Below are 15,692 nucleotides of genomic sequence, written 5' to 3'. Positions count from 1 at the left end.
GGGCACGATTATGCGCCGTGCGCCAGCTCGCGGGCGCGTCCGGCCTCGATCGCGAGGCGGCGTTCGCACCGCCGGGCGATGTGCATGTCGTGCGTGACCAGCACGAGCGTGGTGCCATGCTCGCGGTTGAGATCGAACATGAGCTGCATGACGCGCTCGCCGGTGGCATGGTCCAGGCTGCCGGTCGGCTCGTCGGCCAACAGCACCGCGGGCTCGACCACAAAGGCGCGCGCGAGCGCGACGCGCTGCTGCTCGCCACCCGAGAGCACGCGGGGATAATGCCCCAGCCGCTCGCCCAACCCCACGCGTTCGAGCATGCGGCGTGCGGCCGCGCGGGCGTCGCGCCGGCCCGCCAATTCCAGCGGCAGCATGACGTTTTCCAGCGCCGTCAGGTTGCCCAGCAGCTGAAAGCTTTGGAACACGAAGCCCACCTTGCGCGCGCGCAGCGCCGCGCGCGCGTCCTCGTCGAGCGCGAAAATGTCGGTGCCGTCCAGGTGAACCGTCCCGGCCGTGGGGGTATCCAAGCCGGCAAGCAGCGACAGCAGTGTGCTCTTGCCCGAGCCCGAGGCACCGACGATGGCCAGCGTCTCGCCCGGCGCGACGGCAAACGTCACGTCGTGCAGGATGCCGAGTGTGCCGGTGGCGTCGGTCACCGATTTGGACAACCGGTGCACGGCGATGATGGGTGTGGACATGAAAGGCTTTCGAATTGAAGCGCAGAAACTGTAACGCCGCGATGCTCGCGGCGGTGGCGTTGGCGTACCTGCCCATCAGAGCTGGGGCGGCCGAGGCAGGTTCCGCGCCCGTGATCCTGGTGGTGGGCGACTCGCTCAGCGCCGAGTATGGCTTGGCGCGCGGCAGCGGCTGGGTGGCGCTGCTCGAGCAGCGGCTGCGCGAGCGCGGGCGTGCGGTGCGCGTGGTCAATGCCAGCATCAGCGGCGACACCACCGCGGGCGGCCGCGCGCGCCTGCCGGCGTTGCTGGAACGCCATCGCCCCGCGCTGGTGATCCTCGAGCTGGGCGGCAACGACGCGCTGCGCGGCCTGCCGCTGTCGGGCACGCGCGACAACCTGCGCGCCATGATTCGCGCCAGTCAGGCCGCGGGTGCGCGGGTGCTGCTGCTGGGCATGGACATGCCGCCCAATTACGGCGAGCGCTACCGGGCGCAATTTCGCGCCGTCTATGCCGAGCTGGCGCGGGACGAAAAAGTGGCCCTGGTGCCGTTCTTTCTGGCCGGTGTGGCCGATGGGCCGCAGGCGGCCGCCCTCTTCCAGCCCGACCGCATCCACCCCAACGAGCGGGCCCAGCCGATCCTGCTGGACAATGTGTGGCCGCAGCTCAACCGCCTGCTGCCGCGCGCCTGAAGGGCACCCGCGCACACAGCAGCACCGCCACCGACGGTGCGTGCCGCCACCGGCAGAGCGCGGCGCGTTCAGGGCGCGAGCACGCGCAGCGCCTGCGCGAGGTCGGCCTGCAGATCCGCCACGTCCTCCAAGCCCACGGCCAAACGCACGATGCGCGGCGCGTGCGGCCAGGGGCGCGTGCGCATCGCCGGCACGTCATACGGCACGCACAGGCTGACCGGACCAGCCCAGCTGTAGCCCAGGCGAAAGAGGCGCAGCGCGTCGCAAAACGCGTCCACCTGCGCGGGCGTGACGTCGGCGTCGAAGGCTACGCTGAACAAGCACGCGGCGCCGCGCGCATCGCGGCGCCAGGCGGTATGCCCCGGTGAATCCGGCAGCGCCGGATGAAACACCCGCGCCACGCGCGGCTGTTCGCGCATCCACGCCGCCAGCGCGCGTGTGGCGGCGTCTTGCGCGCGGTAGCGCAGCGGCAGGCTGGGCAGGCCACGCAGCACGGCCTCGGCGTCGTTGGCGCCCACCCCCAGCCCCAGCCGCATGTGCGTGAGCAGCAACTGCTGGTGCAGCGCCTCGTCACGCGTGACGACGGCGCCCATGAGCACATCGGCGCCACCGCTGGGGTATTTGGTCAGGGCTTGCATGGCCACATCGACGCCCAGCGCAAAAGGCGCCAAGGCAATGCCCGCGCCCCAGGTGTCGTCCAGCGCCGTCCGTATCGGCCGCTGCCGCCCCTGGTTGGCTGCGCGCACCACGGCCACGAGGGCTGGCAGATCGGGGAACTCCAGCGTCACCGAACCCGCCGCCTCCAGCCAGACCAGGCGGGTGCGCGGCGTGATGGCCGCGGCCAGGTCGGCCGGGTCCATGGGGTCGTAGATGCGGTGGCCGATGCCCCACTACGCCAGCTCGTGCGTGGCCAGCGCCTTGTTCGGACCGTAGGCGTTGTCGGGCAGCAGCACTTCGTCGCCCGTGCGCAACAACGCCAGATCGACCAGCGCGATGGCGGCCAGCCCGCTGGGCGTCAGGAGGCAATGGCGCCCCCCTTCCAGCGTGGCCAGGCGTTCTTCCAGCGTGAAGGTGGTCGGCGTGCCATGCAGGCCATAGGTGTAGCCGGATTTGTCCTACCACTGGCGCGTGCGCATGGCCGCCACGGTCGGGAAAAACACCGTGGACGCCTTGTGCACCGGGACCGGCACGGCATCAAAGCCGTCGGGCGCCCGGTAGGGGTGGTGGATCAGGCGGGTGGCCGCGCCCAGTGCTCCGCCGTCGTCGGCGCTCAGATCTTCCACTTGGCCAGCAGCTGTTCGGGGCGCAAATGGTCGTAGCACTCAAACGGCTGGTGGATCCAGGGGTTGGTCGGCAAGTGCTCGACGGTGTAGTCCGGCGTGAAAATCGAGACCGCCTTGGTCCACAGCACGGCCGTGCGCAGCTCCGTGATGGGGGTGTAGTGGTTGCGCAACAGCTCGACCACCGCCTGCAGCGTGTGCCCCGAGTCCGCCAAGTCGTCCACCAGCAGCACACGCCCGGCGATTTCGCCCTTGGGGGTCGTGATGTAGCGCGCAATGTCGAGCTGGCCGCGCACCGTGCCACCCTCGGCCCGGTAGGAGCTGGTGGACATGATGGCCAGCGGCTTGTCGAAAATGCGGCTGAGGATGTCGCCCGGCCGCATGCCACCGCGCGCCAGGCACAAAATGGTGTCGAACGTCCAGCCGGAACGGTAGATCTTGATCGCCAGCTTTTCGATCAGATCGTGGTATTCGTCGTAGGAAACGTAGAGGTGCTTGCCGTCTTCGGTGAGCATGGACAGGGTCCTTTGCGGGCGGGGGCCGGCGTTTACGCGGCAAACGGGTGCCGCAGCAGGATGGTATGGTCGCGATCCGGGCTTGTCGAGATGACATGGATCGGCACGCCCGTGGTCTGTTCGATGCGCTCCAGGTAGCGGCGCGCGTTGAGCGGCAGATCCTCGTAGCGCGTGATGCCCACGGTCGGCTCGCTCCAGCCCGGCAGGGTTTCGTAGATCGGCTCGCAGCGCTCGATTTCCTCCGCGCCCAAGGGCAGCAGGTCGATCTCGCGCCCGTCGAGCCGGTAGCCCACGCACAGCTGCAGTTCGGGCAGGCCGCCGAGCACATCCAGCTTGGTGATGCACAGGCCCGACAGGCCGTTGACCTGTGCCGAGCGTTTGAGCAGCGCGGCATCGAACCAGCCGCAGCGGCGCGCACGGCCGGTGGTGGTGCCCTTTTCGGCACCGACGGTGGCCATGTGCCAGCCCGGTGTGCCCTCGGTTTGCCAATCGAGCTCGGTCGGGAACGGCCCGCCGCCCACGCGCGTGCAATAGGCTTTGGTGATGCCCAGCACATAGTGCAGCAGCCCCGGCCCGACGCCCGCGCCCGCCGCCGCGTTGCCCGCGACGCAGTTGCTCGATGTCACAAACGGGTAGGTGCCGTGGTCGATGTCGAGCAGCGTGCCTTGCGCCCCTTCAAACAGCAGGTTGGCGCCGGCACGGTGCGCCTCGTTGAGCTCGCGCGACACATCGGCCATCATGGGCAGCAGCTGCTCGGCGTGGCGCATGGCTTCTGCGTAGACCGGCTCGAAACGCACGCGGCCTTCGTGCAGGTAGGGCCGCAGCGCCTCCGGCCAGGCCAGCTCCTGCGCGCCGAGGTAGGTGACCAGCATGTGGTTGTGCAGATCGAGCAGCTCGCGCAGCTTGGCCGCAAACCGCTGCGGGTGGCGCAAATCCTGCACGCGCAGGGCACGCCGTGCCACCTTGTCTTCGTAGGCGGGGCCGATGCCACGGCCCGTGGTGCCGATCTTGGCTGTGCCGGCCTTTTCCTTGGCGGCCTCGCGCGCCACGTCCAGCGCCGCGTGAAACGGCAGGATCAGCGGGCAGGCCTCGCTGATGCGCAAGCGCGAGCGCACCTCCACGCCGGCGCGCTCCAGGCCGTCGATTTCCTCCAGCAGCTTGGCAGGCGAGAGCACCACGCCATTGCCGATGTAGCAGGTCACGCCCGCGCGCATGATGCCGCTGGGGATGAGGTGCAGCGCGGTCTTGACCCCGCCGATGACCAGCGTGTGGCCCGCGTTGTGCCCGCCCTGAAAGCGCACCACGCCCTGGGCGGTCTCGGTCAACCAGTCGACGAGTTTGCCCTTGCCCTCGTCACCCCACTGGGTGCCCACCACCACCACGTTGCGCCCCGGCTGGGGCTGGAAAACCTTGTCGTTCATGGGAAGATCGCTCGATCGCTGTCGCCTTGAGAGCGGTTGGAAAAACGCGGCCGTCGCGCGCGGTGTCAGGCCGATGACGCGGCCCGCGGCTCGATCACCCAAGCCCCGTCGCGCTCGACCAGCGTGCGGTCGCAGGCAAATTCATCGACTTCATGCTCGTGTCCGGGCAGCACGCAGACCACGGTTTCGCCCTCGGCGCGCAGCCGGGCAATGGCCGCGCGCAGCGCCGCATCGTCGCGCCACGGGGCGCGGATCGCCGGCCGCAGCGGCGGTGTCGGCGCCAGCCGCACCAATTGCTTGAGGTCGAGGCTGAAGCCCGCCGCCGGCCGCCGCCGACCAAAGACGGCCCCCACCTCGTCGTAGCGGCCGCCACGGGCGATTTCGTGCCGCTCACCGCCACCGGCACCAAACAGGCTGAAGCGCACACCGGTGTAGTAGGCGTAGCCGCGCAGGTCGGCCAGGTCAAGACTGACTTCGACGTCCGGATCGCGCTCGCGCAAGCGCTCGGCCAGCCAGGCCAGATCGGCCAGCGCGCGCCGCAAGCGCTCGCTGTCGGGCAGGCGCTGCTGCGCCTGCGCCAGCACCTCGATGCCGCCATAGAGTTCCGGCAGGGCCAGCAACCCTGCGCGCACGGGCGCCGGCAGGCCTTCGGCCAAGGCGGCCAGCGCCACGGCGTCCTTGGCCGCCAGCGCGGCGTGGATGCGCGCCACGCGCGCGCTGGGCAAGGCGCCCCCATCCAGCACCGCATCGACGACGCGCACGTCGCCCAGGTCCACCCCCAGGCGCGTCAGTCCCGCCGCGCGCAGGGCGTCGAGCGCGAGCTCGAGCACCTCCAGATCGGCCTCCAGGCCGGCATGGCCGTAGATTTCGGCGCCGAACTGCAGCGGCTCGCGCGTGCCGTGGGTGGCAGCGCGGGTGTGCACCACCGGCCCGCAGTAGCACAGCCGCGCAATGCCCTGGCGGTTGAGCAGGTGCGCATCGATGCGCGCGACCTGTGGCGTGGTGTCGGCACGCAGTCCCAGCATCCGGCCCGAGAGCTGGTCCACCAGCTTGAAGGTCTGCAGGTCCAGCGCCTCGCCGGTGCCCGTCAGCAGCGACTCCAGGTGTTCGAGCAGTGGCGGGATGACCAGCTCGTAGCCGTAGCGGCGCGCCGCTTCGAGCAGCGAGCGGCGCAAGTCCTCGATGTGGCGCGCCTCGGAGGGCAGCACATCGGCGATGTGATCCGGCAGCAGCCAGGCAGACATGGGTGGTTCGGCAGCAGGCAAAGGCAGGATTTTACCCCGGCCCCGATCCGGAGCCGGCCACGCACACCGCCTCAGCGCGCCCCGGCCGCCGGCGCGCTGCCCTTGAACGCCTTGAAGAACTCGGACGAGGGATCGACCACCAGCACATCGCCCTTGCCGGCAAAGCTGGCCTTGTAGGCCTCGAGGCTGCGGTAGAACTGCGCAAACGCCGGATCTTTGCCAAACGCCTGGCTGTAGATGCGCGCCGCTTCGGCGTCGCCCTCACCCTTGATGCGCTGCGCCTTGCGGTATGCCTCGGCCAAGATGACCTCGCGCTCGCGGTCGGCTTCGGCGCGGATTTTTTCGCCTTCGGCAAACCCGGTGGAGCGCAGCTCGTTGGCCACGCGCTTGCGCTCGGCCTCCATGCGGTCGTAGACGGAGCGGGTGATCGATTCGGCGTAGTCGATGCGCGAGATGCGCACGTCCACCACGTCCATGCCCCAGGGCTTTTCGGCGCCGCGCACGGCCGCCAGCACCTCGCGCTGCACGGCGGCCATGAGCTCCTCGCGCTTGGCCGACAACAGCTCGCGCAGGGTGCGCTTGTTGACCTCCTGCTGGAAGGCGTTGCGCACCACACGGTTGAGCTGGGCCGCGCCGGCGCGCTCGTCGAGCCCGACGTTGCGGATGTAGGCCGACGGGTCCGAGATGCGCCAGCGCACGTACCAGTCGATGACGACGCGCTGCTTCTCGGCGGTCAGCGTCGGCTCGGTGTCGGTGCTCTCCAGCGTCAGCAGCCGCTTGTCGATGTAGGACACGTTCTGAAACGGCGGCGGCAGCTTGACGTTCAGCCCCGGCTCGGTGACCACGTTGCGGATCTGGCCGAACTGAAAGACCACGCCGTATTGCCGCTGATCGACGACGAACAAGGTGGAGCTGGCGATGGCCAGCAGCACCAACACGGTGGAAACGATGAATCCGATTCGTTGGGTCATGGCATCGGCTCCGGTCAGCGGCCCTCTCGGTCACGGCTGCGCGCGTCATCGCGGCTGCGCGGGTCGGCGCTCGGGCTGCCGCCCGCGGGCGCAGCCCCCATCGACCCCAGCGGCGCCGGGCTGGCCGACGCAGCGGCTGATGCGCTGACCTGCTGCATGATCTTGTCCAGCAGCAAATACAACAAGCTGGACTGCTGGCGGGTGTCGATCATGACCTTGGTGACGTTGGCGTAAACCTGCTGCATCGCCTCGAGGTAGAGGCGCTCGCGTGTGACCTGGGGCGCTTTGGCGTACTCGGCCTGGATCAGGGCAAAGCGCTGCGCATCACCCTGGGCCTGCCCGACGATGCGCGCGCGATAGCCTTCGGCTTCCTCGAGCAAGCGCGCTGCCGCGCCGCGCGCGCGCGGCACGACGTCGTTGGCGTAGGCCTCGGCCTCGTTCTTGGCGCGCTCGCGTTCCTGGCCGGCCTTGAGCACATCGTCGAAGGCCGCCTGCACCTGCTCGGGCGGGCGCACACCGCCAGCCTGCAGGTTGATGCCGACGATTTCGATGCCGACGTTGTAGCGGTCGAGAATGGTTTGCATCAGGGTGCGCACGCGCGGCGCGATTTGCTCGCGCTCCTCGGCCAGCGCCGCGTCCATGCGCATCTTGCCAACCACCTCGCGCACGGCGGTCTCGGCCGCCTTGACCACGGCCGCGTCAGGGTCGCGGCTGCTGAACAGGTAGGCGCGCGCGTCGCTGAGGCGGTACTGGACCGCGAACTTGATCTCGACGATGTTTTCATCCTCGGTCAGCATCGCCGATTCGCGCAGCCCCGTGGCGCGCACGATCGCGTCGCGGCCGATGTCCACCGAGCGGATCTGGGTGACGAAGACCGTCTCGTGGCGCTGGATCGGGTACGGCAGCCGCCAGTTGAAGCCCGCCCCGACGGTGCTGTGGTAGCGGCCAAACTGGGTGATGACGGCCTGCTGGCCCTCCTGCACGACGAAAAAGCCCGTGCCCAGCCAGATCAGCACCGCCACGCCAACGATGAGGCCAACGCCGACGCCGGCGCCCTTGGGGTCGGGGCGCATCGGCGCACCTTCGTCGCCCCGGCCCCAGCCAGGCCCACCGGGCGGACGCCCGCCCCCACCGCGGCCGCCAAACAGGTTGCCCAGCTTGCGGTTGAAGTCGCGCCAGAGTTCGTCCAGGTCCGGCGGGTTTTGCCCGGACGACGGGCGGCGCGTCCCGCCCGTGTCACGCCGGGACTCGTCGTCATCGCCGCGCCCCCAGCGGGGATCGTTGAGGTTGAACACCGCGCGCAGGCGGTGCATCCAGCCGGAGCCGGGATCGCGCCGGCCGGACCCGGGGGGTCGTGCGCCCAAGGGGAAATCGTTCATGGGTGAAACCGTCGGTCGTTGGATGGCGGCTCAATTGTGCCGAATTGCGGGGCGTCTTCGTGGTGCACGGGCATCGTGGCCGATCCACGCACGGCGTCGGCGAGCACCGCGCGCAACGTCGCCAAACCCTTACCCGTTTGCGCGCTGACGAATACCCGAGTCACGCGGCGGCCTTCGAGTTCCATCGTGTCCTGCGCCTGGTGCGGACGGCGCTGCGGCGGCAGCGCATCGACCTTGTTGAACACCAGCACCTGCGGCACGTCGGCGGCGCCGATCTCGTGCAGCACGCGCATCACGTTGTCGATCTGCTCCGGGTGTTGGGGGTTGCTCGCATCGACCACGTGCAGCAACCCATCGGCGTCGCGCGCCTCCTGCAGCGTCGCGGCGAACGCCTCGACCAGCGTGTGCGGCAAATCGCGGATGAAACCCACGGTGTCGGAGAGCGACACGCTGCAACCCACCTCGCCCAGGTACATCTGGCGCGTGGTGGTGTCCAACGTGGCAAAGAGCTGATCGGCCGCGTAGGCGCGCGCCTTGACCAGGGCGTTGAACAGCGTGGACTTGCCGGCGTTGGTGTAGCCGACCAGCGAGATGTTGAACGTGCCGCGGCGCTCGCGCTGGCGGCGCTGGGTGCGGCGCTGGCGCTTGACGCGCTCGAGCCGCTCGCGCGTGCGGTGAATGGCGTCGGCGATCATGCGCCGGTCCAGCTCGATCTGGGTTTCACCCGGACCGCCACGCAACCCGATGCCGCCGCTTTGGCGCTCCAGGTGCGACCAACGCCGCACCAGCCGGGTCTGCAGGTACTGCAGCCGGGCCAGTTCGACCTGCAGCTTGCCCTCGTGGCTGCGGGCGCGCTGGGCAAAGATGTCCAGGATGAGCAAAATGCGGTCGTTGACCGGCATCTGCAGGTGCCGCTCGAGGTTGCGCTGCTGCGCCGGGCTCAACGCCTGGTCGAACAGCACCTCCTGGGCGCCGTGGGCAGCGGCCAGCGTCCGGATTTCATCGGCCTTGCCACTGCCCACGTAGAGCGCGGCGTCGGGCGCGCGACGTCGGCACACGACCTTGTCGCAGACCCGGTAGCCGGCGGACTGCGCCAGCAGCGCCAGCTCCTCGAGCGTGGCGTCGAAATGCGGTTGCCCGATGTCGACGCCCACCAAAATCACGCCCGGCGCCGGATCACCGGCCGTGGATGCCGGGTCGGTGCGCGTCACGATGCCGACGCGGGCTCGGCCGGCTGCGCCACCGAGAACTGCACCGGACGGCCCGGCACGATGGTGGAGATGGCGTGTTTGTAGACCATCTGGGTGACGGTGTTGCCCAGCAGGACGACGTACTGATCGAACGACTCAATCTGACCCTGCAGCTTGATGCCGTTGACGAGGTAGATCGACACCGGCACGTGCTCGCGGCGGAGCTGGTTCAGAAACGGGTCCTGCAGGAGTTGGCCTTTGTTGTTGCTCACGATATCTTCCGTGTTCGAAAATGAAGGGGACGCCGACCTTACCACAAACCGGCCGGGGCTGCGCCGCCCTGCCCCACTCATGCGTACGGATTGTCCTGCGTCTTGAACTCGATGCGCAGCGGCGTGCCCACCAGGTCGAACGCTTTGCGAAAGCGCGCCTCCAGAAAACGCCGATAGGCATCGCCCACGTGCTCGAGCGAATTGCCGTGTATGACGATGACCGGCGGGTTTTGCCCGCCCTGGTGGGCGTAGCGCAGTTTGGGCCGGAACATCCCGCTCTTGCGCGGTGCCTGAAAGGCCACCGCCTCGTGCAGCAGCCGCGTCAGCACCGGCGTGGGCATCTTGACCATGGCCGACGCATAGGCCCGGGCAATCGACTTCCACAGGGCCTGGATGCCCTGGCGCTTGCGCGCCGAAATGACGTGCAGGGGCGCAAACTTCAGGAAGGCCAGCCGCGCCTCGATCGAGCGCTGCACCTGCTCGCGCTGGTAGTCGTCCACCGCGTCCCATTTGTTGACGGCCAGCACCACCGAGCGGCCACTGTCGAGGATGTAGCCGGCGATGTGCGCGTCCTGATCGGTCACGCCCTGGGTGGCGTCCAACAGCAGCAACACCACGTGCGCGCTCTCGATGGCCTGCAGGGTCTTGACGACGGAGAACTTCTCCACCGCCTGGAACACCTTGCCCTTGCGGCGCAGGCCCGCGGTGTCGATCAACTCGAAGCGGCGGCCCTCGCGCTCGAAGGGCACGCGGATCGCGTCGCGCGTGGTGCCGGGCAGGTCGAACGCCACCAGCCGCTCCTCGCCCAGCCAGGCGTTGATGAGCGTGGACTTGCCCACGTTGGGCCGACCGGCCACAGCCAGCCGAATCACCTCGGCGTCCGGCGTCTGCGCATCCTCGGCGGGTGCCGCGGGCCACTCGAGCCGGTCGAGCGCGGTCTCGATCATCGAGCGCACCCCCTGCCCGTGCGCCGCCGACACCGGAATCACCTCGCCCAGCCCCAGCTCGTAAAACTCGGCCAACTGCGCGCCCTCGCGCATGCCCTCGGCCTTGTTGGCCACCAGCAGGCACGGCTTGGCCAACCGCCGCAGGTACGCGGCGATGTCGTGGTCCTGCGCGCTCAGGCCCGCGCGCGCGTCCACGACGAAAATCACCACGTCGGCCTCGGCCACGGCCTGGCGCGTCTGCTTGGCCATCTCGCGGTAGATGCCGCTGGAGGCGTCGGGCTCGAAGCCGCCGGTGTCGATGACGATGAACTCACGCTTACCCAGCCGCGCGTTGCCGTAGTGGCGGTCGCGCGTGAGGCCGGGCAGGTCGGCGACGATGGCGTCGCGGCTTTTGGTCAGCCGGTTGAACAGCGTCGATTTGCCGACGTTGGGCCGGCCGACCAGGGCGACAACGGGCTTGAACGCGGTCATTCCGGACGCCAGGCAAACACGCCGCCGTTGCGGGTCACGGCGACCAGGGTATTGCCGACCAGCAGCGGGCCCTCGACGATGGGCGAGCCGTCGGTGGCCAGTCGGTTGACGACGCTGCCGTCCGCGCGCGACAGCAGGTGCACGTAGCCTTGCGCATCGCCGATGGCCAGCGACCGTCCCAGCGCCAGCGGCGCCGTCAGGCCACGATGCAGCAGGCGCTCATGGGTCCAGTCGGGCGTGCCGTCGGCACGGCGCAGGGCCAGCACACGGCCGTTGGACTCGACGGCGTACACACGCTCGGCATCGGCCTGCACACCGGTGACGCCGTCGGCGGCGCGCGTCCACAGCGTGCGCCCCTGCGTGGCATCGACGCAGCCGATCGCCGCCTGAAAGGCGCGCACGCACAGCACGTCGCCATCGCGCCCCACGCGCCCGACCAGGTCGACCAAGCGCTCGATTTCGTTGGCGCCGCGCGAGCGGCCCACCACCGCGTCCCAGCGCATGCGGCCCGTGTCCGGATCGAGGCCCACCAGGCGCCCGCCAATCCCCACCACGAGTGTGTTGCCCACCGCCCCGAGCACGCCCGGTTGCTGCAGGACCAAAGGCTCCGTGCCGCGGCTGGACTGGGACCACAGGCGCGCGCCGCTTTGGGCGTCGAAGGCGACCACGCTGCGGTCGCCACCCAGCACGAACACCCGTTCCCCCGCCACCAGCGGCGGCGTAAACGGTCGCGCGGCCAGGCGCTGGCGCCACAGCACGCCGCGCTCGCTCAGCACGGTCAACTCGTTGTCACGCGTGACCAGCGCGACACGCCGGCCGTCGAAGCCAACGCCCGCAGCCATCGGCGCACCGGCCTCGGCGCGCCAACGCACCCGGCCACCGTCGGCCTCCAGCACGGTCACCGCACCCGCGGCGTTGGCCAGTGCGACGGCACCGTCGCGCACCGCGGGCACCAGCAAAGCGTCGACGGGGCCGATCGCCTGCGTCCACACCTGGCGCGCCGGGACGATGGCGGCCACCGGCTGCAGCGGCATGGGCTCGGGCTTGCGCGCCCCCGAGGAGCACCCGGCCAGCACCCCGGCCAGGGCGGCGCCCACCAGCCAGGCGCCAGCGCCGCGGCGCCCCAGGATCCGGGCGGCAAGGGTCAACGGGAAAGCGGAAAGTGGGGCGGTCACGGTTTGGCCTCCGGTTGCGCCGTGGGGTCGACCCCCAAGGCGTTGAGCTTGGCCTCGACGATGGCGCGGTAGCCGACGTCCGCCGTCAAGCCACGCCAGGCGTCGAGGTAGGCGGCGCGGGCGGCATCGGCCTGCCCCTGCCGTTGCAAGGCGTCGCCACGCCGATCGGCCTGCCAGGGTCGCAGCGCCTCCGGCACCGCCGGCTCCAGCAGCCGCAGCGCTGCCTCCGGCTGGCCGGCGTCCAGTTCCAGCGCCGCCAGCCGCAGACGGGCAATGGCCGCCAAGGCCTCGTCGCGCCCGGCATCGACCACGAACTGCAACGCCGCACGCGCATCCGACGCCTGATCGGCCTGCGCGAGCGTACGCGCCGCCAGCAGCGCGCCGTGCTGGGCTTGCATGGTGCGCGGGGCCTGCGCCTTCAGGTCGGCCCAGGCGCGGCGCACGCGCTCGACGTCCGACGCGCGCGCGGCCTGCTCCAACTCGTCCAGGAGCGCGGCAGCCTGCAGCGCCTGGCGCCGCTCCCAGTACTGCCACCCGTTGTAGGCCGCGTAAGCACCCAGAGCGGCCACCAGCACCCAGGTGATGAGGTTGCCATACCTGACCCAGAAGGCCTTGAGCTGGGCGATTTGTTCCTGTTCTTCGAGATCGTAATGAGAGGCCATGCGCGCGCGTGTGTGGATCGACGTTGCCGGATTGTAGAGGGCGACCGCCACGCCGCCGCGATGGGCGCCGGCGCCGGTTCGCCCGCTCCGAGGACGCCTGGCGGCGCCGGGCGTCTTGGGCGCGTCAGCGTGGGGCGTGGGCCGGGCGCAGCCGTGCCGCCCAAGCGGCGGCCTCGGCCAGCGGCAGCGTCACTTGGTGCGTGACGTCCCCGGCCAGGCCCTCACGCAGCGGCTTGACCGCCACCTGCGCGGCCGCCAGCTCATCGGCACCGAAGATGAGCGCGTAGCGCGCGCCGCTGGCGTCGGCTTTTTTGAATTGCGATTTCATGCTGCCCAGCCCGTCGGGCGTGCTCGCGTGCATGAGCACCTGCAGGCCGGCGGCGCGCAAGGTCCGCAACACCGGCAGCACGGTCGGCCACGCCTGCGCGTCGGGCACGATGGCGTACACGTCGGGCACGGGGGCGGCGGGCAAGCGCTGCTGGGCCTTGAGCAGCTCCAGGATGCGCTCGACACCCAGCGCCCAGCCCACCCCCGGCGCAGCCTTGCCGCCGAGCTCGGCCACCAGCCCATCGTAGCGCCCCCCGGCGCACACCGTGCCTTGCGCACCCAGCGAGGTGGTGACGAACTCGAACACCGTGTGGTGGTAGTAGTCCAGGCCGCGCACCAGGCGCGGGTTGACCCGGTAGGCGATGCCCTGGGCCTGCAGCAGCGCGCACACGGTCTCGAAGTGCGCGCGCGAGTGGGCGCCCAGGTGGTCGAGCAGCTTGGGGGCCGCCTCCACCAGCGCCTGCATCTGCGGGTTTTTGGTGTCCAGGATGCGCAGCGGGTTGGTGTAGAGGCGCCGACGTGCGTCCTCGTCGAGCTGGTCGCGGTGCTGCTCGAAATACGCGATGAGCGCCTGCCGGTGCGCCTGCCGCTCGGCCGGCTGCCCCAGGGTGTTGAGCTCCAGCGTTACGTCCTGCAGATCCAGCTCGCGCCACAGGTCGGCCGCCAGCGTGATGAGCTCGACATCCGCCTCGGGGCCTGCCAGGCCCAGTGCCTCGACGCCGATTTGATGGAACTGCCGGTAGCGCCCCCGTTGCGGGCGCTCGTGCCGAAACATCGGCCCCATGTAGTACAGCCGCTTGGGGCCATCGTAGAGCAGGTTGTGCTCCACCACCGCGCGCACCACACCGGCCGTGCCTTCCGGCCGCAGCGCCAGCTGCTCGCCGTTGAGGCGGTCCTCGAAGGCGTACATCTCCTTCTCGACGATGTCGGTGACCTCGCCCAAGCCGCGCACGAACAGCGCCAAGGGCTCGACGATGGGTGTGCGAACGTTGCGGTAGCCATAGCGCGCCAGCAGCGCGCGCACGCGCGCCTCCAGCCACTCCCAGTGCGCCGAATCCGGCGGCGCGATGTCGTTCATGCCTTTGACGGCGGTGATTCTTTCGGTCATATTGGTCTCGGGAAATGCCACCGCGCCAGCGCGCGGGGCCGCAATCGCGATCGGGTGACGGCTGGCTCAACCAGCGCCGGTACCAAAGCGCCGCGCCACATAGTCCTCGACGATGTGGCGAAACTCCTCGGCAATGCGCTCACCGCGCAGTGTGGCGACCTTTTGGCCGTCCACGTACACCGGAGCGGCCGGGGCCTCGCCGGTGCCGGGCAGGCTGATGCCGATGTCGGCGTGCTTGCTCTCGCCCGGCCCGTTGACGATGCAGCCCATGACGGCGACTTTGAGCCGCTCCACGCCCGGGTAGCGGCTGCGCCACACCGGCATCGCCGCGCGCAGGTGGTCGTCGATCTGCTTGGCCAGCTCCTGAAACACCGTGCTGGTGGTGCGGCCGCAGCCGGGACAGGCGGTCACGCTGGGCACGAAGGCGCGCAGCCCCAGCGCCTGCAAAATCTCCAGCGCCACCACCACCTCCTGCGTGCGCGACTCGCCCGGCTGGGGGGTGAGGCTGACCCGGATGGTGTCACCGATGCCCTGCTGCAACAGCACCGCCAGCGCCGCCGTCGAGGCCACGGTGCCCTTGGTGCCCATGCCCGCCTCGGTCAGCCCCAGGTGCAGCGGATGGTCGCAGCGGCGCGCCAGCTCCTGGTAGACGGCAATCAGGTCCTGCACCTGGCTGACCTTGCACGACAACACCACATCCTCAGGGGCCATGCCGAGCTCGACCGCGCGCTGCGCCGAGGCCAGGGCCGAGGTGATCAAGGCCTCGTACATCACTTGGCGCGCATCCCAGGGCTGGCGGCGGCGGGCGTTGGCGTCCATCAGATCGGCCAGCAGCTCCTGGTCCAGACTGCCCCAGTTGACGCCGATGCGCACCGGGCGCCCCCAGCGCAGGGCAGCCTCGATCATCTGCGCAAACTGCCGGTCTTTTTTGTCGCCGCGCCCGACGTTGCCCGGGTTGATGCGGTATTTGGACAGCGCCTGCGCCATCGCGGGGTGGTCGGCGAGCAAGCGGTGCCCGTTGAAATGGAAGTCGCCAATCAGCGGCACCGACACGCCCATGCGGTCGAGCTGCTCGCGAATGTGCGGCACGGCCCGCGCGGCCTCGTCGTCGTTGACGGTGATGCGCACCAACTCCGAGCCGGCCAGCGCCAGTTCCTTGACCTGGATGGCCGTGGCGATGACGTCGGCGGTTTCGGTGTTGGTCATCGACTGCACCCGCACCGGCGCGTCGCCGCCCACCGTGACCCGGTGGTCGCCCCACGCCACCACACCCTGGCGTGAGCGGCGTGGCGCCGCCGCCCCCAACGGGATCGGCTGGGCGTCGGCATCAGCCGTCGTCGGCGGCACAGGATCAATGGCATTCATGG

Annotated in this window: 14 protein-coding genes and 1 pseudogene; 1 reads left to right on the top strand and 14 read right to left on the bottom strand. The window is 70.1% G+C overall.

From position 1 onward, the window contains the following. Positions 1-8: 8 nt before the first annotated feature. Entirely contained in the window at positions 9-695 is a 687-nt protein-coding gene (locus Tther_RS01590; protein ID WP_143900193.1) for an ABC transporter ATP-binding protein, read from the bottom strand. Positions 696-736: 41 nt separating this feature from the next. Here Tther_RS01590 and Tther_RS01585 point away from each other — a divergent pair, with 41 nt between their 5' ends. Then, positions 737-1,363: an arylesterase gene (locus Tther_RS01585; protein WP_143900299.1), complete on the top strand. Its 627-nt coding sequence runs from the start codon at positions 737-739 to the stop codon at positions 1,361-1,363. 68 nt (positions 1,364-1,431) lie between these two features. Here Tther_RS01585 and Tther_RS01580 read toward each other — a convergent pair. From Tther_RS01580 to ispG, 13 genes and pseudogenes are all read right to left on the bottom strand, one after another. After that, positions 1,432-2,613: pseudogene (locus Tther_RS01580) on the bottom strand (cystathionine beta-lyase). Positions 2,614-2,633: 20 nt separating this feature from the next. Next, positions 2,634-3,158: a phosphoribosyltransferase gene (locus Tther_RS01575; RefSeq protein WP_143900191.1), complete on the bottom strand. Its 525-nt coding sequence runs from the start codon at positions 3,156-3,158 to the stop codon at positions 2,634-2,636. A 32-nt stretch (positions 3,159-3,190) separates the two neighbouring features. Next, positions 3,191-4,579: an adenylosuccinate synthase gene (locus Tther_RS01570; protein WP_143900188.1), complete on the bottom strand. Its 1,389-nt coding sequence runs from the start codon at positions 4,577-4,579 to the stop codon at positions 3,191-3,193. A 65-nt stretch (positions 4,580-4,644) separates the two neighbouring features. Continuing rightward, positions 4,645-5,823 carry an ATP phosphoribosyltransferase regulatory subunit gene (locus tag Tther_RS01565; RefSeq protein WP_143900186.1) on the bottom strand — a complete coding sequence of 393 codons (1,179 nt, stop codon included), beginning with the start codon at positions 5,821-5,823 and terminating at the stop codon, positions 4,645-4,647. 71 nt (positions 5,824-5,894) lie between these two features. Then, on the bottom strand, positions 5,895-6,794 hold the full coding sequence (gene hflC / locus Tther_RS01560; protein WP_143900184.1) for a protease modulator HflC: 900 nt from the start codon (positions 6,792-6,794) through the stop codon (positions 5,895-5,897). 14 nt (positions 6,795-6,808) lie between these two features. Further along, positions 6,809-8,107: an FtsH protease activity modulator HflK gene (gene hflK, locus Tther_RS01555; RefSeq protein ID WP_143900297.1), complete on the bottom strand. Its 1,299-nt coding sequence runs from the start codon at positions 8,105-8,107 to the stop codon at positions 6,809-6,811. 62 nt (positions 8,108-8,169) lie between these two features. Then, positions 8,170-9,384, bottom strand: a complete 1,215-nt coding sequence (gene hflX, locus Tther_RS01550; protein ID WP_246098863.1) for a GTPase HflX — start codon at positions 9,382-9,384, stop codon at positions 8,170-8,172. Beyond that, positions 9,381-9,635: an RNA chaperone Hfq gene (hfq, locus tag Tther_RS01545; RefSeq protein ID WP_143900182.1), complete on the bottom strand. Its 255-nt coding sequence runs from the start codon at positions 9,633-9,635 to the stop codon at positions 9,381-9,383. Before hfq ends, hflX begins: the two co-directional genes overlap by 4 nt. Before the next feature lie 77 nt (positions 9,636-9,712). Then, entirely contained in the window at positions 9,713-11,053 is a 1,341-nt protein-coding gene (der, locus tag Tther_RS01540; protein WP_143900180.1) for a ribosome biogenesis GTPase Der, read from the bottom strand. Then, positions 11,050-12,228, bottom strand: coding sequence for an outer membrane protein assembly factor BamB (gene bamB, locus Tther_RS01535; RefSeq protein WP_246098862.1), 1,179 nt, complete (start codon positions 12,226-12,228; stop codon positions 11,050-11,052). Before bamB ends, der begins: the two co-directional genes overlap by 4 nt. Continuing rightward, complete coding sequence (locus tag Tther_RS01530) at positions 12,225-12,890, bottom strand: YfgM family protein (RefSeq protein ID WP_143900178.1); 666 nt, start codon at positions 12,888-12,890, stop codon at positions 12,225-12,227. The genes bamB and Tther_RS01530 overlap by 4 nt, the downstream gene beginning before the upstream one ends. A gap of 124 nt (positions 12,891-13,014) precedes the next feature. After that, a complete protein-coding gene (gene hisS, locus Tther_RS01525; RefSeq protein WP_143900176.1) occupies positions 13,015-14,325 on the bottom strand; it encodes a histidine--tRNA ligase in 1,311 nt (436 codons plus the stop codon). A gap of 66 nt (positions 14,326-14,391) precedes the next feature. Beyond that, positions 14,392-15,690, bottom strand: a complete 1,299-nt coding sequence (ispG, locus tag Tther_RS01520; RefSeq protein WP_143900174.1) for a flavodoxin-dependent (E)-4-hydroxy-3-methylbut-2-enyl-diphosphate synthase — start codon at positions 15,688-15,690, stop codon at positions 14,392-14,394. Positions 15,691-15,692 lie beyond the last annotated feature (2 nt).

Source organism: Tepidimonas thermarum (assembly GCF_007556705.1).
Taxonomy (GTDB): Bacteria; Pseudomonadota; Gammaproteobacteria; order Burkholderiales; family Burkholderiaceae_C; genus Tepidimonas; species Tepidimonas thermarum.
This window is presented reverse-complemented; position numbering and strand designations above follow the sequence as displayed.